At 62.2% G+C, this 18,404-nt stretch carries 19 protein-coding genes; 11 read left to right on the top strand and 8 right to left on the bottom strand.

Features of this window, described 5'->3' with window-relative positions:
- A partial coding sequence (locus tag ABI546_RS07810; RefSeq protein WP_348045764.1) for a 3-hydroxyacyl-CoA dehydrogenase family protein occupies nt 1–813 on the top strand: 813 nt, incomplete at its 5' end.
- 467 nt (nt 814–1,280) lie between these two features.
- Here the strand turns inward: ABI546_RS07810 and ABI546_RS07805 are convergent.
- Nucleotides 1,281–1,778 carry a MarR family transcriptional regulator gene (locus tag ABI546_RS07805; RefSeq protein WP_348045762.1) on the bottom strand — a complete coding sequence of 166 codons (498 nt, stop codon included), beginning with the start codon at nt 1,776–1,778 and terminating at the stop codon, nt 1,281–1,283.
- A 135-nt stretch (nt 1,779–1,913) separates the two neighbouring features.
- Between ABI546_RS07805 and ABI546_RS07800 the strand changes: the two genes are divergently transcribed.
- Entirely contained in the window at nt 1,914–3,188 is a 1,275-nt protein-coding gene (locus ABI546_RS07800) for a chloride channel protein (RefSeq protein WP_348045760.1), read from the top strand.
- Nucleotides 3,189–3,476: 288 nt separating this feature from the next.
- Here the strand turns inward: ABI546_RS07800 and ABI546_RS07795 are convergent, their stop codons facing one another.
- Together ABI546_RS07795 and ABI546_RS07790 are read right to left on the bottom strand one after the other, a co-directional pair.
- Nucleotides 3,477–3,827, bottom strand: a complete 351-nt coding sequence (locus ABI546_RS07795) for a VOC family protein (protein ID WP_348045758.1) — start codon at nt 3,825–3,827, stop codon at nt 3,477–3,479.
- Between the two features lie 40 nt (nt 3,828–3,867).
- On the bottom strand, nt 3,868–4,725 hold the full coding sequence (locus ABI546_RS07790; protein WP_348045756.1) for an AraC family transcriptional regulator: 858 nt from the start codon (nt 4,723–4,725) through the stop codon (nt 3,868–3,870).
- Between the two features lie 83 nt (nt 4,726–4,808).
- Between ABI546_RS07790 and ABI546_RS07785 the strand changes: the two genes are divergently transcribed.
- The 4 genes from ABI546_RS07785 (at nt 4,809) to ABI546_RS07770 (ending at nt 7,527) form a co-directional block, all read left to right on the top strand.
- Complete coding sequence (locus ABI546_RS07785) at nt 4,809–5,165, top strand: cupin domain-containing protein (RefSeq protein WP_348045754.1); 357 nt, start codon at nt 4,809–4,811, stop codon at nt 5,163–5,165.
- Nucleotides 5,166–5,243: 78 nt separating this feature from the next.
- Entirely contained in the window at nt 5,244–6,194 is a 951-nt protein-coding gene (locus ABI546_RS07780; protein WP_348045752.1) for a bifunctional helix-turn-helix transcriptional regulator/GNAT family N-acetyltransferase, read from the top strand.
- A gap of 167 nt (nt 6,195–6,361) precedes the next feature.
- Nucleotides 6,362–6,946 (top strand): chromate transporter, encoded by a 585-nt coding sequence (locus ABI546_RS07775; protein ID WP_348045750.1) that lies wholly within the window; start codon nt 6,362–6,364, stop codon nt 6,944–6,946.
- A complete protein-coding gene (locus ABI546_RS07770; RefSeq protein ID WP_348045748.1) occupies nt 6,943–7,527 on the top strand; it encodes a chromate transporter in 585 nt (194 codons plus the stop codon). The genes ABI546_RS07775 and ABI546_RS07770 overlap by 4 nt, the downstream gene beginning before the upstream one ends.
- A 25-nt stretch (nt 7,528–7,552) precedes the next feature.
- Here the strand turns inward: ABI546_RS07770 and ABI546_RS07765 are convergent, their stop codons facing one another.
- Nucleotides 7,553–8,704 carry an NAD(P)/FAD-dependent oxidoreductase gene (locus ABI546_RS07765; RefSeq protein WP_348045746.1) on the bottom strand — a complete coding sequence of 384 codons (1,152 nt, stop codon included), beginning with the start codon at nt 8,702–8,704 and terminating at the stop codon, nt 7,553–7,555.
- Nucleotides 8,701–9,453 carry a 23S rRNA (guanosine(2251)-2'-O)-methyltransferase RlmB gene (gene rlmB / locus ABI546_RS07760; protein WP_348045744.1) on the bottom strand — a complete coding sequence of 251 codons (753 nt, stop codon included), beginning with the start codon at nt 9,451–9,453 and terminating at the stop codon, nt 8,701–8,703. The genes ABI546_RS07765 and rlmB overlap by 4 nt, the downstream gene beginning before the upstream one ends.
- A 171-nt stretch (nt 9,454–9,624) precedes the next feature.
- On the opposite strand from rlmB, the gene ABI546_RS07755 reads away from it, so the two are divergent.
- Nucleotides 9,625–10,503: a DUF3365 domain-containing protein gene (locus ABI546_RS07755; RefSeq protein WP_348045742.1), complete on the top strand. Its 879-nt coding sequence runs from the start codon at nt 9,625–9,627 to the stop codon at nt 10,501–10,503.
- Nucleotides 10,504–10,577: 74 nt separating this feature from the next.
- The gene (locus ABI546_RS07750) at nt 10,578–12,881 is read left to right on the top strand and encodes a protein kinase (RefSeq protein ID WP_348045740.1); all 2,304 of its coding nucleotides are present in this window, start codon (nt 10,578–10,580) and stop codon (nt 12,879–12,881) included.
- A gap of 129 nt (nt 12,882–13,010) precedes the next feature.
- Here ABI546_RS07750 and ABI546_RS07745 read toward each other — a convergent pair whose 3' ends face one another.
- Nucleotides 13,011–13,757, bottom strand: coding sequence for an ABC transporter ATP-binding protein (locus tag ABI546_RS07745; protein ID WP_348045738.1), 747 nt, complete (start codon nt 13,755–13,757; stop codon nt 13,011–13,013).
- On the opposite strand from ABI546_RS07745, the gene ABI546_RS07740 reads away from it, so the two are divergent.
- The 3 genes from ABI546_RS07740 to ABI546_RS07730 are packed head-to-tail and all read left to right on the top strand — an operon-like array spanning nt 13,756 to nt 16,624.
- Complete coding sequence (locus ABI546_RS07740) at nt 13,756–14,466, top strand: arylesterase (protein WP_348045736.1); 711 nt, start codon at nt 13,756–13,758, stop codon at nt 14,464–14,466. The genes ABI546_RS07745 and ABI546_RS07740 overlap by 2 nt on opposite strands.
- Nucleotides 14,463–15,530, top strand: coding sequence for a tRNA 2-selenouridine(34) synthase MnmH (gene mnmH, locus ABI546_RS07735; protein ID WP_348045734.1), 1,068 nt, complete (start codon nt 14,463–14,465; stop codon nt 15,528–15,530). Before ABI546_RS07740 ends, mnmH begins: the two co-directional genes overlap by 4 nt.
- Nucleotides 15,527–16,624 (top strand): SMP-30/gluconolactonase/LRE family protein, encoded by a 1,098-nt coding sequence (locus ABI546_RS07730; RefSeq protein WP_348045732.1) that lies wholly within the window; start codon nt 15,527–15,529, stop codon nt 16,622–16,624. The genes mnmH and ABI546_RS07730 overlap by 4 nt, the downstream gene beginning before the upstream one ends.
- Before the next feature lie 227 nt (nt 16,625–16,851).
- Here the strand turns inward: ABI546_RS07730 and ABI546_RS07725 are convergent, their stop codons facing one another.
- Together ABI546_RS07725 and ABI546_RS07720 are read right to left on the bottom strand one after the other, a co-directional pair.
- Nucleotides 16,852–17,031, bottom strand: a complete 180-nt coding sequence (locus ABI546_RS07725; RefSeq protein ID WP_348045730.1) for a hypothetical protein — start codon at nt 17,029–17,031, stop codon at nt 16,852–16,854.
- A gap of 53 nt (nt 17,032–17,084) precedes the next feature.
- Nucleotides 17,085–18,266, bottom strand: coding sequence for a PLP-dependent transferase (locus tag ABI546_RS07720; RefSeq protein ID WP_348045728.1), 1,182 nt, complete (start codon nt 18,264–18,266; stop codon nt 17,085–17,087).
- Between the last annotated feature and the right edge of the window lie 138 nt (nt 18,267–18,404).

Raw genomic sequence — 18,404 nt, 5'->3', positions numbered from 1 at the left:
AAGTTCATCGGCATCCACTTCTTCAGCCCGGTCGACAAGATGAAGCTGGTCGAAATTATTCGCGGCCGGCAGACCGACGACGAAACCGTGTCGCGGGCCTTCGACTATGTGCAGGCGCTGGGCAAGATTCCCATCGTGGTGAACGACTCGCGCGGCTTTTACACCAGCCGCACCTTTGGCACCTTCGTGATCGAGGGAGCAGCCATGCTGGGAGAAGGCATTCCCGCCGCCGCCATTGAAAACGCTGGTATGCAGGCTGGCATGCCCGTAGGCCCGCTCGCTGTACTGGATGAAACGTCGCTCTCGCTGAGCGTGCACGTTCTGGACCAGACGCGTACCGACTTCACCGCCGAAGGGAAGACCTATACCGCCACTCCGGGCGAACAGCTGGTAGAGCGCATGGTGAAAGAGCTGAACCGTTCAGGCCGTGCAGCCGGTGGCGGTTTTTATGATTACCCCATTGAGCCCGGCGCGAAGAAGCATCTTTGGCCCGAACTCAAGCCCCTGTTTGAAAAGCCCGCCGCAGCGTGGAATATTGAGGAACTCAAGGACCGCCTGCTTTACCGCCAGGCCGTTGAAACCGCGCGCTGCCTCAGCGAAGGCGTGCTGACCACCGTGCACGACGCCAATATCGGCTCCATCTTCGGCATCGGTTTTCCGGCCTGGACCGGCGGCGCCATGCAGTTCATCTATGGCATGGGTGTGGATGCCTTTGTGGCCCGCTGCACCGAGTTGTCCGCCAAATTTGGACCAGGCTTTGCCTTGAGCGATGCGGTCAAGGACTCCCTACGCCAGCATCAGCCGGTTTACTGAGTCACGCCTTTCGATTCAGTTACCGGGCTCGGTCCAGATTGACTTCAGGAGATCTGAATTGAAGCTGACTGAAAACGCAGGCATGCGCCTAAGCTGAGCCTGCTGGTGCGTGTCGCGCAGGTGGCCTGGCCTTAGCACCGTCGATCAGCTCTTGCGGTCAGGGCCTGTTAACGCTATTGATGCAGATGCGTTGCGAGTCAAAAAGGCCTTGAGCAAGACGCAAAACGCAGGCGGGGTGAACCCCGTCAAGGCTTTGCAACGCCGCGCAAGGCCTTTTTGATCGCAACCCGGAGGGAATGGGGTGAAAACGGCGCCACTCGGCGTTGCACTCCTAGCCCAGACGCCCGGTCTGCGCGTCGTCGCGCGCCTTGATTGGCGCCGTTTTCACCCCATTCGCATTTGCATCAATAGCGTTAACAGGCCTAGAGCAAGTCCATCTACACAGTTAAGCGAGGAAAGATCTGCCCCTACATTTCGGCCAGCGGTATGCCGCCGGCGTCTTCATCAGCCTTCAACAGTGCGATCAACTCGGCCAGATCGTCATCCAGTCGTTGCAGGCTGGTGGCCGGCAGTTTCCCCAATGCCTGCGGTAGCACGCCTTCGAAAGGGCCTGGTACCTGGTCCAACACGTCGAGGCCAGCGGGCGTGATGGTCAACTGAACATTGCGCCGGTCGCCGGGTGCCTTGTCCATCCGTATGAATGCCTTGCGCAGCAGAATTTTCGCCAAGTTGCTGGCGGTGGACTGATGGATGTCCATGCTTTTGGCCAGTTCACCCATGCCGATCGCCGGCTGGTCGCGCACCAGAGCCAACGCCCAGACCTGGGCACTGCCCAGTCCCACCTGATTTTCGACCTGCTGAAAATGGCTGCGCACGGCGTTGAACACCACGCGAAAGCGCCGAAGTACCTGGGCGGTGGTGGCGCTCGGGGGCGTGTCTCGAATCTCTGGCTGCATGCGCCACATGATAGTTCTCCCAAGCTGCCGCCCTGGGTCTCATGTGCTTTACATTTGGGGAAATGTAATTTAGATTTAGGTCAACACTGCCGCCAGGCGCACATGAAAGCTCACCCTCCCTTTTTATCAACACTTCGAAGCGAGATGGCCGACTGGCGCCTCTGGGCCGGACGCACCGTCGTATTGGCATCGGCCGTGCTTGCGGGTCTGGCTGTAGTGGCATTTACCTGGCTGACGGAACACGCGATGAGGCTTTTTTTCGTGTTTGAGAAGAGCTATTGGTGGGGGCCACTGCTATGGACGCCTGTCTGCACGGCGGCTATTGTCTGGGTGACCAGGCGCTACGCACCCGGTGCGGGCGGCTCGGGCATTCCTCAGGTCATGGCGGCGCTGGCACCCGAGGTGCCCGCCGCCTCGCGCGGCCTGTTTGTGTCCCTGCGGCTTTCCGCGGCCAAGATGCTGCTGACTGCCTGGGGGGTGCTTGGAGGGTTGTCGCTGGGACGAGAAGGCCCGTCGGTACAAATCGCCGCAGGAGTCATGTACCACGCCCGTCGCTGGCTGCCATCGGGCTCCCGGGTGTCGGAGCAAGGCCTGTTGCTGGCTGGCGGCGCTGCCGGAATTGCCGCGGCATTCAACACCCCTCTAGGCGGCGTGATGTTCGCAATTGAAGAGCTGACGCGCAAACCCGAACAGCGCAGCAACGGACTGCTGCTGGCTGCCATCGTGCTGGGTGGCCTGATGGCTGTGTCGATCTACGGCAACGCCACTTATTTTGGTGTTATCCGTGTCGACAACATCAGCATGGCCTTGTTACTGCCCGGCTTGCTGGTCGCTGTCTGCAGCGGTCTGGCGGGAGGTCTATTTTCCCGCTTGTTGGCGGTGTCTCTGGACGGCAGCACGCCCGACTGGTTCAGCCGCCTCCGAAAAAATGCGCCCATTCGTTTTGCGGCGGGTTGCGGCCTGGCGGTGGCGGTGCTGGGTTGTGTGAGTCATGGGGACATTTATGGGGGCGGCTACGCCCATACACGCACGATGCTGGAAAACGGGGGGGAATCCTCGTCTCTGTATGCATTGCTTAAATTCATCGCTACATGGATCACCACCTGGTCGGGCGTGCCGGCGGGTATTTTCGCGCCATCGCTGGCGATTGGCGGCGCTTTAGGCAACGACATTGCCCAACTGACCGGCTACATCAACGCGCCCACACTGATAGCGCTGGGCATGGCGGGCTTCCTTGCCGCGGTCACGCATGCACCAATGACTGCCTTCATCATCGTGATGGAGATGGTAGACGGCCACGGCCTGGTGCTTAGTCTGATGGCGAGCGCGCTGGTTGCAAGCGCCGTTTCGCGCCTGGTCAGCGTTCCGCTTTACGCCCTGCTGGCAGACCTGCAGTTGCTCCGCTTGCCTAAAGCCTAAAGCCTGAACAGGTTACGAGGCATCGGTTTCACAGCAGGGAAACACCTGATGCCATATACATTTGCACAAATATAATTGGCGAACGTGTACTTTTAACGCATTTCCCAGCGAGGACCTTGGAGCCCTCAGAGGCTCGAGCCCTCTGGAGGCTCTTTTTTTGGCGTGTTGGGGAGCCGGCGACCTCACCATTCCTTGTCGGGCGCGTGACGGCAATACGGACGGCGGCGGTCAACACTGTCTGGAGGATGGCTTAGAGCCAGCACCGCCCGAACCAGGGTGACGACCAATTCAAGCGTGGGCCAAAATATTCACCAGCTTTCCAAAGGGGTCGCGTACATAGAAGCGGCGTACGCCCCAAGGTTCAACAACAGGTCCGTACTCGATTGTTATCTTCGCAGCGCGCATGCGGGCGATGGCTTCGTCCAGGTTGTCGACTTCAATCGATAGATCTGGCACCGGCGTTCCCGAACCGCCTTCGGAAAGAAAGCTGACCTGACCCTCCCCCTTTGTCCTGGTTCTGTACGTCCGTATCCAGTCGAGGTCCATCAGCAAATCGATGCCGAGAATCTCGCCGTAAAACCGCTGAGCGGCAGCGGGGTCCCTGGCCTCGATATTCGCGACGATTCTTTTAACTTGCACTTTGCGCTCCGTAGATTTTGTGGAAGGTTTTCGATGGTTTTCAATTCTTGACGGGCAAGCCAGGCGCCATCTGCCGCAACCAGGCGCCCGGCGCCAAACCCACACTGCCCTTGAAGCGCCGGCTGAAATGGCTCTGGTCAGCAAAACCGCAAGCGGTGGCCACCTCGGCAAGGCTGTGACCGGCCAGCATGCTTGCCTGGGCTCTCTCAATGCGCACCGCGTTGAGATAGATATGCGGCGGCACGCCAAACTGCTGGACGAAAGCGCGCGTGAGATGAACCCGTGACAGGCCCGCCTCGCGTGCGAGCGCGTCCACCGTGATGTCTTCGTCAAAGTGGCTGCGCAGGTGGTCGCGTATGCGGGCCATACGGGCAGCGCCGGCCGGTTTTGCCTGGTTGCCCGAACCCCGTTCGCCGTAATGCTGCAGCAGGCGCACCAGCACGTCACGCGTGAGTTCTTCCGCACGCAGCGATTCTTGCGGCTGGCCCACGGCGGCCATGGCACGCGCCAGCGCCTGGCCCATGACGGCGTCTCGCACCACGGGCTGCCTGAAATAGGCGGCCATGTCCAGTCCGGCCTCCTTGTCACGGCAGTCGGCCACCACCTGGGGCGACACATACAGCATGCCGTAGCCGAAACCTTCGTGCGTGCCGCGCTGGCCGTCGTGCGGCTCGTCCGGGTTGAACAGGATCACATCGCCGCACAGGCTGGCATGTAGCGTGCCGCCGCAGTGAAAGGTCTGCACACCCGAAGCGGTTACGCCGATGGAATAGGTTTCGTGGCTGTGGCGCTCGAAAGTATGTTCTGTGAAGTGGGCGTTCATCTGCGTCACGCCGGCCAGCGGGCCCGGGCGAAAGCGGGCCCAGTCTTTCGGGGTGCTGGTGGGGGTGTCGTGCATGAAACAATCGTACAAGACGCCGCGGGCCGCAGCAAGGAAACTGGCCTCTTCAACCCCTTGACGCAGGAAAGAAGAGAAACCCAATGACCCACGCCATCGACCTGAATGCCAAACTCGCCACTTTTGAAGGCCACTGGCAGCCGCGCACCGTGAGTGAATTCAACGGCCACGACATCATGATCGTGAAAGTCCAGGGAGACTACCACTGGCACTCGCATCCCGACACCGACGATTTCTTCCTGGTGCTCAAGGGGGAGCTGCACATCGACCTGGACGGCCAACCCACGGTGGTGCTGAAACCCGGACAGCTGTTTGTGGTGCCACGCGGTGTGTGCCACCGGCCCCGTGCAGTGCAGGAATCACATTTGCTGCTGATCGAGCCGACGGGCACGCCCAACAGTGGCGAGGTGAGCACCGCCGCGCCGCGCCGGGTGATTTAACGCAGTTGTTCAGGCCGCCTGGGCGGCAGTTCTTGAAAATATTTGACTTTGTCAATTAAATGCTTGACGATATCTTTCATGGCATCGTCAAGCACGTCTCTTTCGCCGACCGGCACAGCCCACATCAAGGCCGTGCGCAGCTTCAACCGCTTCTACACACAGCGCATCGGCGTGCTGGACCCTTACCTGGGCAGCGAGTTCTCGCTCACCGAGGTGCGGGTGCTGTATGAGCTGGCACACCGCGACCAGCCGACGGCGACCGAGCTTGGGCGCGACCTGTCGCTGGACGCGGGTTACCTCAGCCGCATATTGCGGCGTTTTGAAGGCAAGGGCTGGCTGGCGCGCGTTCCCTCGGTGGCAGATGCGCGGCAAAGCTTGCTGAAACTGACCGACGCCGGGCATGCGGTGTTTGCGCCGCTGCAACAGCAGTCCCGCGACGAAGCTGCGGCCCTGCTGGCAGCGCTGGCGCCGGCGGATCAGCAAAAAGTGGTGACCGCCATGACCACGGTACAGCGACTGCTGGCCGGCCCCGGCGAATCGGCGGCTACCCGCACGGTCGTCCTGCGCGACCCAGCGCCTGGCGACATGGGTTGGGTGGTGCAGCAGCACGGCGAGATTTACGCCCGCGAGTACGGCTGGAACAGCGAGTTCGAGGCGCTCGTGGCCGATATCGCAGGGAAGTACCTGAAAAACCAGCAACCGGAATGGGAAAAATGCTGGGTTGCCGAGCTGGACGGTGAACGGGTGGGCGCAGTGTTTGTGGTGCGCAAATCGGCCACTGTCGCCCAACTGCGCCTGCTGATCCTCACGCCGGCGGCAAGGGGTCTGGGCCTGGGCGGCCGGCTGACTGATGAGTGCATTGGTTTTGCACGTCGCAAGGGCTACAAAAAAATGACGCTCTGGACCAACCGCTGCCTGGACGCTGCGCGCGCCATTTACGCCAAACGCGGCTTCCAGCTCGTCAAGAGCGAGCCCTACCAGGGCTTTGGGAAGGAGCTGGTCGGGGAAACCTGGGAGCTGCGGCTCTAGGGCAGTGCGTACCAGTGCGCGCGGACCAGTCGCCTCTTTTTCAAGTCCTTTAGGCCCCTAGCCCATACAGAACCAGCGCAAGCAGCTATGTTTTTAATAGCATAAGAGCGCCCTCGGTTAACCGCGCTCGGCCTGTGGTGTATCAATGAAGTGGCGATAATCAGTGCATGAGCACCCCTCTTGCAGACTCCCCAGAAGATCACCCGCAACCCCGGTCCCTTTCGGACCTTTTCATCTCATTCACTTTGCTGGCGCTTCAGGGTTTCGGCGGTGTGCTGGCCGTCGTGCAACGCGAGCTGGTCGAAAAAAAGCGCTGGATGACGCGCGAAGAATTCATTGAAGACTGGGCCGTCGCCCAGATCATGCCAGGCCCCAACGTGGTCAACATCTCGCTCATGATTGGCGGCCGCTACTTCGGCCTCAAGGGTGCCCTGGCCGCGCTGGCGGGCATGTTGACGGTGCCGCTGGTGCTCGTGCTGCTGCTGGCGGTGGTCTATGCCCAGTTCGCCGGTCATCCGGGCGTAGCCGGCGCCTTGCGCGGCATGGGCGCCGTGGCAGCCGGGCTGATTGGCGCCACCGGCTTGAAGCTGTTCGGCGCGCTCAAGAAAAACGTGCTGGGCCCGCAACTGTGCGCGGCGTTCGGCGTAGTCTGCTTTGTCGCCATCGCCCTGCTGCGCTTTCCGTTGGCGTATGTGCTGCTGGGGCTGGGCAGCGTGGCTTGCGTCCTCGCCTACCGCAGGCTGGCAACATGAGCGAGCCGCTGCACCTCATTTTTGGCACGCGGGAATGGTTTGACCTTTTCCTGCACTACCTCTCGCTGTCACTGTTGTCGATTGGCGGGGCCATCACGACCGCGCCCGACATGCACCGGTTCCTGGTCGACAAGCAGCACTGGCTGACCGACGCGCAGTTCAACGCATCCATCGCCATTGCGCAATCGGCGCCTGGGCCGAATGTGTTGTTCATTGCGCTGCTGGGCTGGAATGTGGGCCTGAATGCGGGCGGCATGTTGACCGGGCTACTGGGCGTTTTCCTGGCGATGCTCGGCATCCTGATCCCAAGCACCACCCTCACCTACCTGGCCGCGCAATGGGGCCATCGCAACCGTGAACTGCGCGCGGTTCGGGCTTTCAAGCAGGGCATGGCGCCCATCGTGGTGGCCTTGCTGATTGCCACGAGCTGGATATTGGCTACGGCGAATGGCAGCTCGCTGAAAGACTGGCCGGTGTGGCTGGTGGCCGCGGCAACGGCCGTCATTGTCTGGCGCACCAAGATCCACCTGCTGTGGCTGCTGGGTGCGGGCGCGCTGCTGGGCTGGTTCGGGCTGATCTGAACGCGCGGTACTGAAAGGAAAGCGACTATTCCGGCTTGCCGCGCCGATGGAAGTACACCATGCGGGCGGCCTGCCGCATGGGCTCGGTGTCCAGCGCCAGGTTGAAGATCCAGTCGGCCTGAAACCGGTCAAACAGCCAGCGCAGCGTGCGCTTGGCGCGAAACTTGGGGTACTGCCGGACCAGCCCGCGCACGGGATCTGCCGGGTCCCCGCCATCCACCGCGCCGCCTTGCAAAAACGTAGCCACGGCGTTGCCGACAGCATCACCATGTTGCAGAGCGGTATGGATTCCTCCTGCAGTCACAGGTGACACCATGCCGGCAGCGTCGCCGACCAGCATCACACGCGCATCGGACACTCGACTGAGTACGCCACCACAGGGAATCATGCCGGCGCGCGTGGCCAGCGGCGCGGCGTCGCCAACATTCACGTGCGGTGCGATTTTCGCCATGAAAGCCGCCATCCAGGCCTGCTTTGCCGGCACCGATGCGCCAGACGGCGACAAACGCCTTGCCAGCCCAATCTGGTTGATGCCCGCGCCGGCGACGGCCCAACCGATGTAACCGGGCGCGAGCCGACGGTCAATAAAACAGTGCAGCAAATTGGTTTCAAGCGAGGCCTGCCCGTACTCATGCTCGATGCCGAACAGGAATTGGGTATTGAGCGACAACCCCAGGGCCTTGGCGACACGCGAATGCGGGCCGTCGGCTCCCACCAGGTACCCGGCCTTCAATTCAAACGGCTCCTGCGAGGCAACCGACTTGACCGACACCCGCCAGCCCGCCGCGCCGTCCCGCGCGGCCTGCTCAAACAGGGTCCCGCTCAGCAGCGTGACACCGTCAGCCTGGACAGAGGCGCACATCCAGTCCAGCAACGCCGGCGTGTCGGTCGCCCAGAAGTAATAACCAGGCGCGTGCAAATCCACGTGGCGAAGGTTGGGCGAATAAAGCCTGACGCCGTCCACCTGTCGCACCAGCGCCGCAGGCACCTGCTGCAGCCAGGGGATGGTGTCTATGGCGTCTTTCACCACAATGCCCGTGGTGTGCAGCTTGTCGCCTGAAGAAGACTTCTTTTCCACAATGGCGACCTGCAAGCCCGCCCTGGCCGCAGCGCGCGCGCAGGCGAGCCCGGCAAAACTGGCACCTACGATGATCAGGTCGAAGCGGTGCGGCGTCATGCCCTGCGTTGCCGCAAGGCCTCATACAGGCACACACCGCTGGCGACGGACACGTTCAGGCTTTCGACGGCCCCATGCATCGGAATGCTGACCAGCTCATCGCAGGTCTTGCGCGTGAGCTGGCGCATGCCCTCACCTTCGGCACCCAACACCAGCGCGACTGGACCCTTGAGGTCCACGTCGTAAATTGTTTTTTCCGCATCGTCGCTGGTGCCTATGCACCAGATGTTGCGTTCCTTGAGCTCATTGAGGGTGCGGGCCAGGTTGGTCACCATGAAGTACGGCATGGTTTCGGCCGCGCCGCTGGCGACCTTGGCCACGGTGGCGTTGATGCCGGCCGCGTGGTCCTTGGGGGCGATCACGGCATGCGCGCCAGCGCCGTCAGCCACGCGCAGGCAGGCGCCGAGGTTGTGCGGGTCCGTCACCCCATCAAGCACCAGCAGCAGCGGCTGCGCGACACCGGCGGCTTCAAGCTGCTCAAGCAGCTCGTCGAGCGACTTGACCTGCGCCAGCGCATCCACGCGGGCGACGACACCTTGATGGCCGTGGCTGCCGCACATCTTGGCCAGACGCAAGCCGTCGGATTCAATCAGCCGTACGCCGGCCTCCCGGGCCCGGTCGGTGAACTGGCGCATGCGGGCATCGCGACGCGACACATCAAAAAATACTTCCAGAACGGATTGGGGCGCGGTTTTGATGCGGACACCGACGGCGTGGAAGCCAAAAAGCACTTTGGGAGAAGAAGACATGGCCGCAATTATCACTGTTGACCGAAATGGGCATTACTACCGGCGGGCCAGACGCGACGAGCGGGGCACAATGGCGCCCGGGGACGACTAAAATAGTAACAATTTGTTGAATCCGCTGTGTTCCTGCTTTAATGATTTCGCCCTGTCACCACAGGGCAACCTGGAGACGCTATGGGCTTGAGACTGAAATTCAATTTGGTGCTGATCGTGGTGTTTCTGGCCGGTTTTGCCGCCGCCGGATACATCTCGCGCCAGCTGCTGCAGGACAACGCGCGCGAAGAGGTGTTGCGCAATGCCCGCCTCATGATGGACACGGCGCTTTCAGTGCGCGCCTACACAGTCGAGCAGATCAAGCCTCACCTGGACAAGCAGCTGGAAGAAGTGTTCCTGCCGCAGACCGTGCCCGCCTACGCTGCCACGGAAACGCTGGGCCATATCCAGAAGAAGTACCGGGATTACGGCTACAAGGAAGCGACGCTGAACCCCACCAACCCGCGTGACCGCGCCACCGACTGGGAAGCGGACATCGTTCAGCAGTTCCGGCAAAACGCGGAGTCCAAAGAGCTCATCTCGGAGCGCGCCGCCGCCACAGGCCGCCTGCTGTACATTGCCAAGCCGATCCAGATCACCAATGCGGCCTGCCTGCAGTGCCACAGCGTGCCGGCCAACGCACCGGCCAGCATGGTCAAAATTTACGGCGAAGCCAATGGCTTTGGCTGGAAGCACAACGAAATCATCGGCGCGCAGGTGGTCACGGTGCCGATGGACATCCCCATCCGCAACGCCGACCGCACCTTCAAGACCTTCATGGCTTCGCTGGCGGCCGTCTTCGCCGTGGTGTTTGTCGTGCTCAATCTGATGCTAAGCTGGCTCATCGTCCGGCCTATCCGCCGCATGTCCCAGGCCGCCGACAAAATAAGCACCGGCGACTTCGATGTACCTGAATTTTCCGATGGCGGCAAAGACGAGGTGTCGGTGCTGGGCAGCTCGTTCAACCGCATGCGCCGCAGCCTTGAAAAAGCCATGCAGATGATTGACCGCGGCGACTGATATCCCCCGGCCGCCCGCCATCAAATCCGCGAACCAGACCTCGCCACCCAGACCCCACGAATCGATGCCACCGAATGGATGAACCGGAAGATAAAACCAAAACCCTGCCCGTCCGGCCCACGGGCGGTGAAGGCCGGGATGTGGCTGCGCTTCTGCCGGGGCAGACCGTCTTTGAATACCGCATTGAAAAAATGCTGGGCGGCGGCGGCTTTGGCATCACCTACCTGGCGCAGGACATCAACCTGCAGTTGCCGGTGGCCATCAAGGAATACTTCCCCGGCGACCTCGCCGTCCGTTCGCCCGATCTCTCCGTTCACGTCCGCTCCACCGAGAACGCCGGGCAGTTTCAGTGGGGACTGGAGCGTTTCCTTGACGAAGCGCGGGCATTGGCGTCCTTTCGCCATCCAAACATCGTGCGCGTGCTGCGCTACTTCAAGCAAAACGGAACCGCCTACATCGTCATGGAGTACGAATCCGGCGACCCGCTCAAGCGCTGGCTGGCCAAGCAGCCCGCGCTGGACCAGCAGGGCCTTCTGAAAATTGTCTATCCCCTGATGGACGGGCTGGAGGCAGTGCACAAGGTGAACTTCCTGCACCGCGACATCAAGCCCGACAACATCTACATTCGCGCCGACGGCACGCCGGTGCTGCTGGATTTTGGCGCTGCGCGCCGCGTGACGGGCAACCAGGACCTGACCAACATCGTGAGCCCGGGTTTTGCGCCGTTTGAGCAGTACCACAGCAAAGGCCACCAGGGGCCGTGGACGGACATCTACTCGCTGGGCGCCGTGATGTACTGGATGACCACGGGTCACAAGCCCATGGAGTCGGCCTCGCGGGTGCGCGAAGACTCCATGCCCAAGGCTGCGGACACGGCCAGCGCAATCACCTTCGGCGCCCCCCTGCTCCGCGCCATCGACTGGGCCATGATGCCCAACGAGACGCAGCGCCCCCAGGACGTCCCCGCCTTTCGCCAGGCACTGATCAGCTCGGATTTCCTCAAAACCCAGACCATCCGCGCCGCCAACCCGCTGGTCACGGCAGCGGTGGTTGCCCCGCCCGCACAGGAGGCACAGCCGCCGACGGCTGCTTCGACCACAGGCCCCACCGCGACGACCTTCCCCAGGGCTGAAAGCGCCCTGCTCGCCTATGCGGCCAATTCGCAGTCCATCCCGCTTAACAGTGCCGAGAACTTGCGCAAGAACGTGCTGGGCACGATCATGTTCCTGGATCTGGTGTCCTATTCCACCTACTCGGTTGACCAGCAGGTGATATTGAAAGCCCTGTTCAATGAACTCATCACCAAGGCCATAGGCGGCGTGAAGGAGTCGTCGCGCATCATGATCGACACGGGCGACGGCGCCGCCATCTGTTTTCTGGGTGACCCGGAGGAAGCATTGCAGTCGGCCCTGTTGCTGCGCGACCTGCTGGTGCAAAAGTACGGCAGAAAGCTCTCGCTGCGGGTGGGCCTTCACCTGGGCCCCATCCGCATGGTGTTTGACATCAACAACCGGGTCAATGTGGTGGGCGACGGCATCAATGTCGCCCAGCGCATCATGGACTTTGCCAAGCCCGGCCAGATCGTGGTGTCGCGCGCCTATTACGACGTGATTTCACGCATTACCGACAGCGCCGCCAGCCTTTTCGACTACCTCGGCCCGCACATGGACAAGCACCTGCGCTCGCACGAGATCTACGCGGTGCTGGACCCGAATGCCGCGCCGGCGTCGCCCGTGCCGCGCAACATGGAGTTCGAACACACGGCATCGTTTGCAGCGCTCGCCTCACTCACCCCTGAAATTGCACTGGAAATCGAAAACGAGCTGGCCAAGGCGATTGGGCCGCTTGCCAAGGTGCTGGTCAAAAAAGCCGTGCCACGCACGGTCAGCGCGCAGGGCTTGCGTGAGCTGCTGGCCGTCTCCATTCCTGACGCCACGGCCCGCGAAGCCTTTCTGAAGCCGCGCACCAACAGCACGACGGTGCATTCGGGACTGCATGGCGCCAGCGGTCCGTCGCGCACCGCCGGCAGCGGCAGTATTGGCAGCAGCTTCAGCCGGCCCCTTTCCTCGGTGATTTCCCGCCTGTCAGGTACGGACATGAGCCGACCGCTGTCCGTGTCGGCAACGCCGTCCGCCACAACAACGTCGGGATCCTCCGCGTCCATCAATGTGCAAAATTTCAATGCGGAACTGCAGGCCCAACTGGAACGCGCGCTGAGCCAGCATATCGGCCCGCTCGCCAAAACCCTGGTGCGCAAGGAAGCGGCCCGCCAACTCACCTTCCAGGCCTTGGTCCACTCATTGGCCCACCAGATTGACCGGCCGGATGACCGCGCGAAATTTCTCGCGATTGCTCAAAAAATGCATGGCGGGCGCTGACACCGCTCCTTGCCATTCGCGGTTCGACTCGCACGCCGCGGCTCAAACACTGCTATCTTTTTAATAGCTTCTCGCGCACATCAGAAAATGGCTGGGAGCCTTTTCTCTATTTTTTTGGGGTATTCCGGGTCAAACCGGGCTGACACGCCCCGCGTCGATGGTGATGCGCCGCTCGCAGCGCGACGCGATGGCCTGGTCGTGCGTCACCAGCACCAGGGTCGTGCCCAGTTCGCGGTTGAGCTCAAACATCAGCGACATGACTGTCTCGCCGGTGGCGAAGTCCAGGCTGCCGGTCGGCTCATCGGCCAGCAGCACTGCCGGCTGCACCACAAAGGCCCGCGCCAGTGCCACACGCTGCTGCTCGCCGCCCGAGAGCACTTTGGGATAGTGGCCCAGCCGCTCGCCCAGACCGACACGCTTGAGCATCTCGGTGGCCAGCGAACGGGCGTTTTTGGCACCCGACAATTCCAGCGGCAGCATGACATTTTCAAGCGCCGTCAAATTGCCCATAAGCTGGAAGCTCTGGAAGACGAACCCGACTTTCTGCGCACGCAGAGCCGCACGGTCGTCTTCGCTGATCGCGAAAATATCCTGCCCTGCCAGCCTGACCGTGCCCTGCGTGGGGGTGTCGAGTCCGGCGATGATCGACAGCAAGGTGCTTTTGCCGGAGCCCGATGCCCCCACAATGGCGGCGGTTTCCCGTGCGGCCAGGGCGAAGTCAATATCGCGCAAAATGGCCAACGTGCCGGTGGAATCGGTGACCGACTTGAAAACATGCTCCACGGAAATAATTGAAGACGTGGAAGACAGTGCGGGCGCCGCGGAAGCCGGGGCCCTGGAAACATCATTCACGCCACTCACCACGGGTTCAAACATGTCAGCCTTGTCAGGAAATATGAATTCAGACTTTACCAAGCTTGTCCTTTCGGTGGCAAAACGTTTGGCAAGACCTTGCGGCGCGCTGCTGGCAGCCGCCACGGTCTGGGGCGGCAGCGTGGCAGCGACGGCGCAAACGCCGCCCGCCAAAAACGAAATCATTCTGGTTGTCGGGGACTCGCTCAGCGCCGAATACGGCCTCAAACGCGGCACGGGCTGGGTGCCGCTGCTTGAAAAGCAGCTCGGCAACGAAAAGAAGGCCGCCAAGGTCGTCAATGCCAGCATCAGCGGTGACACCACCTCCGGCGGCCGGTCGCGCTTGCCGGCGCTGCTGGCGCAGCACAAGCCGTCTGTGGTGGTGATTGAGCTGGGCGGCAACGATGCCCTGCGGGGATTGCCGCTGGACATGACAGAAAAGAACCTGGTCGCGATGACGCAGGCCTCCAAGCAGGCGGGGGCCCGCGTGCTGCTCGTGGGGATGCAGGTGCCGCCCAACTACGGCAGCGCCTATGCGGCCACGTTTTCAGGGCTCTTCGGCAAAATCGCCAAGGCCGAAAAAGTGGCGCTGGTGCCCTTCTTTCTCAAGGGCGTTGCCGACGCGGCCGACCCGGTCGCCAACTTTCAGGCTGACCGGATCCATCCGAACGAGCAGTCTCAGGCGCGGATGCTCGCCAATGTATGGCCTGAGCTGAAGAAATTGATCAAGTGAGCCTGGACCGCATTTCCGCCGAAGAGGCACTGGAAACGCTCGGAAACTATTCCGACGTGATTGACGCCCGCAGCGAAGGCGAATATGCCGAAGACCACCTTCCCGGCGCGGTGAACTGGCCCAGCCTGCACGATGAAGAACGCAAGATCGTCGGCACACAGTACAAGCAGATCAGCCAGTTCGAGGCTAAAAAACTGGGTGCGGCACTGGTCGCCAAAAACATTGCCGAACACATCCAGCGCGACGTGCTGGACAAGCCCAGGGAATGGCAGCCGCTGGTTTACTGCTGGCGCGGCGGCAAGCGCAGCGGGTCGCTGGCGCTGGTGCTCGACCAGATCGGCTTTCGCGTCACGCTGGTGGACGGCGGCTACAAGGCGTTCAGGGCGGCGTTGCTGGCCGACCTGCCGCGTCTGGCGCAGAGACTGAATTACCGCGTCATCTGCGGCCCCACCGGTTCCGGCAAGACGCGCCTGTTGCAGGCGCTCAAGGCCGGGGGCGCGCAGGTGCTGGACCTGGAGGCGCTGGCCAATCACCGCAGCTCGGTGCTGGGCATGATCCCCGGTGTGCAGCAGCCCAGCCAGAAAGCTTTTGACAGCTTCATCTGGGCGGCCCTGCGCGGCTTCGCCCCAGCACGGCCTGTCTATATTGAAAGTGAAAGCAAGAAGGTTGGCAATGTGGCGGTGCCGGACTCACTGATCGCCGCCATGCGGACCAGCCCTTGCCTGGACTTGCAGCTGAGCGACGACGAGCGCGTGGCGCTGCTGCTGGAAGACTATGACTTCTTCATCAAGGACACCGCCTATTTCTGCGACCGCCTGGACGCCCTGGTGGAGCTGCGCGGCAAGGCGGTCGTGACCGGCTGGAAAGAAGCAGTAGCCGCCGGGCGGCTTGACACCGTGGTGCGCGCGCTGCTGGCCCTTCATTACGACCCCGGCTACGCCAGGTCCATGGAGCGCAACTTCGGCCAGTACCCGCAAGCCACGCCGATTACCGCGACCGACCGCACGATGCAGACCATGGCAAGCCTGGCCCAGGCCATCATCAACAAGGACACAAGCCCATGAAGAAGATTCTGGCCGCCATCGGCATTGCGCTTGCGGGCCTGGCTGCCTACCTCTGCCTCTGGCCGGTGCCTGTTGAGCCGCACAGCTGGGAGGCGCCGGTGGCGCCCGGCTACACCGGCCCGTTCGCGGCCAACCACAAGCTCGCCAGCCTGAAAACGATTTCGCTGGGCGCCGAAGAAGGCCCCGAGCATCTGGTGGTGGGCAAGGACGGCAAGCTCTATGCGGCGGTAACCAGCGGCGCCATTCTGCGGATGAACCCGGACGGCAGCGGGCAGGAGGTGGTGGTCAACACCGGCGGCCGTGTGCTGGGCTTTGACTTCGACGCCGGAGGCAACCTCATTGCCGCCGACGCCTTCAAGGGCTTGCTGTCGATTTCGCCAGACAGGAAAGTCACCGTGCTGGCCGACAAGGCCGGCGGCAGCCCGATCCTGTACGCGAATGCGGTGGTGGTGGCGCGCAACGGCAAGGTGTATTTCAGCGATGCCTCCACTCGTTTCGGCGCCAAACAATGGGGCGGCACCTTTGAAGCCAGCATTCTGGACATCCTGGAACAGTCGTCCAGCGGCCGGGTGATTGAGTACGACCTCGCCGCCAAAACCACGCGCATCGTCGCCAAAGGGCTGAGCTTTGCCAACGGGGTGGCCTTGAGCCAGGACGAACAGTCCTTGTTTGTGGCTGAAACCGGCCGGTACCGCATCTGGAAGCTCCCGGTGGATGCGCAAGAACTGGACATCACCCAGCCGGGCGCGGGCGTGAAACCCCTGTTTGACAACCTGCCGGGCTACCCCGACAACCTGATGCGCGGCTTGGACGGCAAAGTCTGGGTGGGCCTCGTCAAGCCGCGTAACCCGACCATTGACGGCATGGCGCGCAAGCCCTTCATGCGCAAGCTCACGCTTCGCTTGCCGCGTGCGCTGTGGCCCATTCCCAAAGCCTATGGCCACGTGGTGGCATTTACGGAAGACGGGAAGGTGGTGGCCGACCTGCAGGACCCGACAGGGACCTACCCTGAAACCACCGCCGTGACCGAAACCGCGGACAGGCTTTATGTGCAAAGCCTGCACGCCAAAAGCCTGGGCTGGCTGCCGAAATAGGCGAACCATCGCAGGGCGAAGCCGCCTGCGAATCACCGGCACAAGCGTCATAAGAAGCGGCGCATACCGCCCGCTCACGGCGCGCCAGAAACAGAAAACCCGGCCACAAATTCAATGTGCCGGGTTGCGGGGGCTGCGCCATCGTTGCGCATTCGCTATCAATTCAGTAGCTGCTTGCGCTCGTTCTTATTGGGCTACAGCCTGTTTTTATTGAAGAAATCAGAGTTTCAAACTGTGGGTTCTGCAGGGGGCGCATCGCCGGCCGCATCGCCGTCGGGTGCACCGGTTTCATCGTCAGTCGCATCATCGGGCTTGCCCTCAGCCTTGCGCTTGAGCTTTTCTTCTTTTTTGCGTTTTTTCGCAAGCTCTTTCTGGCGCTTTTCGTAGGAGTAATTGGGAGTTGCCACTGCGTGCTTTCGTGAATAAGTAACCCTTACTGTACTGCATTGCCGTCACGTCATCACATGGCCTTTTCCAGCGCTTGGGCCAGGTCGGCCTGCAGGTCTGCAACAGCTTCCAGGCCCACAGAAAAGCGCACCAGGCCCCCCTTGTACGGCCATGGTGTGGTGCGAAGGGCCGGTATGTCGTACGGCGCACACAGGCTCATGGGGCCCGCCCAGCTGTAGCCCAGTTTGAAGAGTTTCAAGCTGTCACAAAAGTCATCTACCTGCGCCTGCGTCAACTCAGGTTTGAAGACGGCGCTCATCAGACAGGCGGCGCCCTTGCAGTCACGCTTCCAGGTGTCGTGGCCAGGGGAGCCAGGCAAGGCCGGGTGCAGCACGGCAGCGACTTGCGGCCGGGTTTGCAGCCAGCCGGCCAGCGCACGCGTCGCCGCATCCTGGGCCGCATAACGCAAAGCCACGCTGTTCAGGCCGCGCAGCACCAGTTCGGCATCGTTGCCGCTGACACCATAACCCACGCGCATGTGGCAAAAATGAACCAGGTGGTGCAAGGCCTCATCCCGCGTGACGACGGAGCCCATCAACACGTCGGCGCCACCGCTGGGGTATTTGGTCAGCGCTTGCACCGAAATATCGAGGCCCAGATCAAAGGCGTTGAAGGCCAGGCCGGCGCCCCAGGTGTTGTCGAGGGCGGTCACGATGCCGCTGGCGTGCGCCCCCTTGTGCGCCTTGACGGCCGCAACCAGCGCGGGCATGTCGGGAAACTCCAGCGTGATGGAGCCCGGCGCTTCAATCCATACCAGACGGGTTTTGGGTCCTAGCTTGGCGGCCAGGTCAGCGGGGTTCATCGCATCGTAAAAGCGGTGCGTGATGCCCCAGGCCGCCAGCTCGCCCTGCGCGAAAGCTTTGTTGGGCCCATAAGCGTTGTCAGGAATCAGGAGTTCATCTCCGGCTTTAAGCAGCGCCATGCCCACCAGGACCACCGACGCCAGCCCGCTGGGCACCAACGTGCAGTACTTGCCGCCTTCCAGCGTCGCAATGCGCTCTTCAAGCGTAAAAGTGGTCGGCGTGCCATGCAGGCCGTAGGTGTAGCCCGTCTTGTGCTTCCAGTCGCGGCTGCGCAGCGCGGCGACGGTGGGAAAAGCAATGGTCGAGGCCTTGTAGATCCCTGGCGGAATGGCGTCAAACCCGGCAGGCGGCTTGTAGGGATGGTGAATCAGGGTGGTGGATGTTTCGCTCATCACCAGATATTAACGGCAAGCCCGTGAACACCGAGATGCGACAGCATAAAGCAGCGGCCGCAGCATGGATCCAATTCAAGCAGGGGCCGCGGAACCGGCTTAGCCGGGCCGCAGGCGCAGCGCCCCCTCGGGGGGCAG

Source organism: Polaromonas sp. (genome assembly GCF_039932935.1).
Classification (GTDB): Bacteria; Pseudomonadota; Gammaproteobacteria; order Burkholderiales; family Burkholderiaceae_C; genus Polaromonas.
This window is presented reverse-complemented; position numbering and strand designations above follow the sequence as displayed.

What these genes read in the sequence shown, in the direction of transcription:
- ABI546_RS07770 (WP_348045748.1), top strand. Translation starts at nt 6,943, where the DNA reads ATGAGCGAGCCGCTGCACCTCATTTTTGGCACGCGGGAATGGTTTGAC.
- ABI546_RS07765 (WP_348045746.1), bottom strand. Translation starts at nt 8,704, where the DNA reads ATGACGCCGCACCGCTTCGACCTGATCATCGTAGGTGCCAGTTTTGCC.
- rlmB (WP_348045744.1), bottom strand. Translation starts at nt 9,453, where the DNA reads ATGTCTTCTTCTCCCAAAGTGCTTTTTGGCTTCCACGCCGTCGGTGTC.
- ABI546_RS07785 (WP_348045754.1), top strand. Translation starts at nt 4,809, where the DNA reads ATGACCCACGCCATCGACCTGAATGCCAAACTCGCCACTTTTGAAGGC.
- ABI546_RS07790 (WP_348045756.1), bottom strand. Translation starts at nt 4,725, where the DNA reads ATGCACGACACCCCCACCAGCACCCCGAAAGACTGGGCCCGCTTTCGC.
- ABI546_RS07755 (WP_348045742.1), top strand. Translation starts at nt 9,625, where the DNA reads ATGGGCTTGAGACTGAAATTCAATTTGGTGCTGATCGTGGTGTTTCTG.
- ABI546_RS07800 (WP_348045760.1), top strand. Translation starts at nt 1,914, where the DNA reads ATGGCCGACTGGCGCCTCTGGGCCGGACGCACCGTCGTATTGGCATCG.
- ABI546_RS07720 (WP_348045728.1), bottom strand. Translation starts at nt 18,266, where the DNA reads ATGAGCGAAACATCCACCACCCTGATTCACCATCCCTACAAGCCGCCT.
- ABI546_RS07730 (WP_348045732.1), top strand. Translation starts at nt 15,527, where the DNA reads ATGAAGAAGATTCTGGCCGCCATCGGCATTGCGCTTGCGGGCCTGGCT.
- ABI546_RS07805 (WP_348045762.1), bottom strand. Translation starts at nt 1,778, where the DNA reads ATGTGGCGCATGCAGCCAGAGATTCGAGACACGCCCCCGAGCGCCACC.
- ABI546_RS07740 (WP_348045736.1), top strand. Translation starts at nt 13,756, where the DNA reads ATGTCAGCCTTGTCAGGAAATATGAATTCAGACTTTACCAAGCTTGTC.
- ABI546_RS07780 (WP_348045752.1), top strand. Translation starts at nt 5,244, where the DNA reads ATGGCATCGTCAAGCACGTCTCTTTCGCCGACCGGCACAGCCCACATC.
- ABI546_RS07745 (WP_348045738.1), bottom strand. Translation starts at nt 13,757, where the DNA reads ATGTTTGAACCCGTGGTGAGTGGCGTGAATGATGTTTCCAGGGCCCCG.
- ABI546_RS07750 (WP_348045740.1), top strand. Translation starts at nt 10,578, where the DNA reads ATGGATGAACCGGAAGATAAAACCAAAACCCTGCCCGTCCGGCCCACG.
- ABI546_RS07775 (WP_348045750.1), top strand. Translation starts at nt 6,362, where the DNA reads ATGAGCACCCCTCTTGCAGACTCCCCAGAAGATCACCCGCAACCCCGG.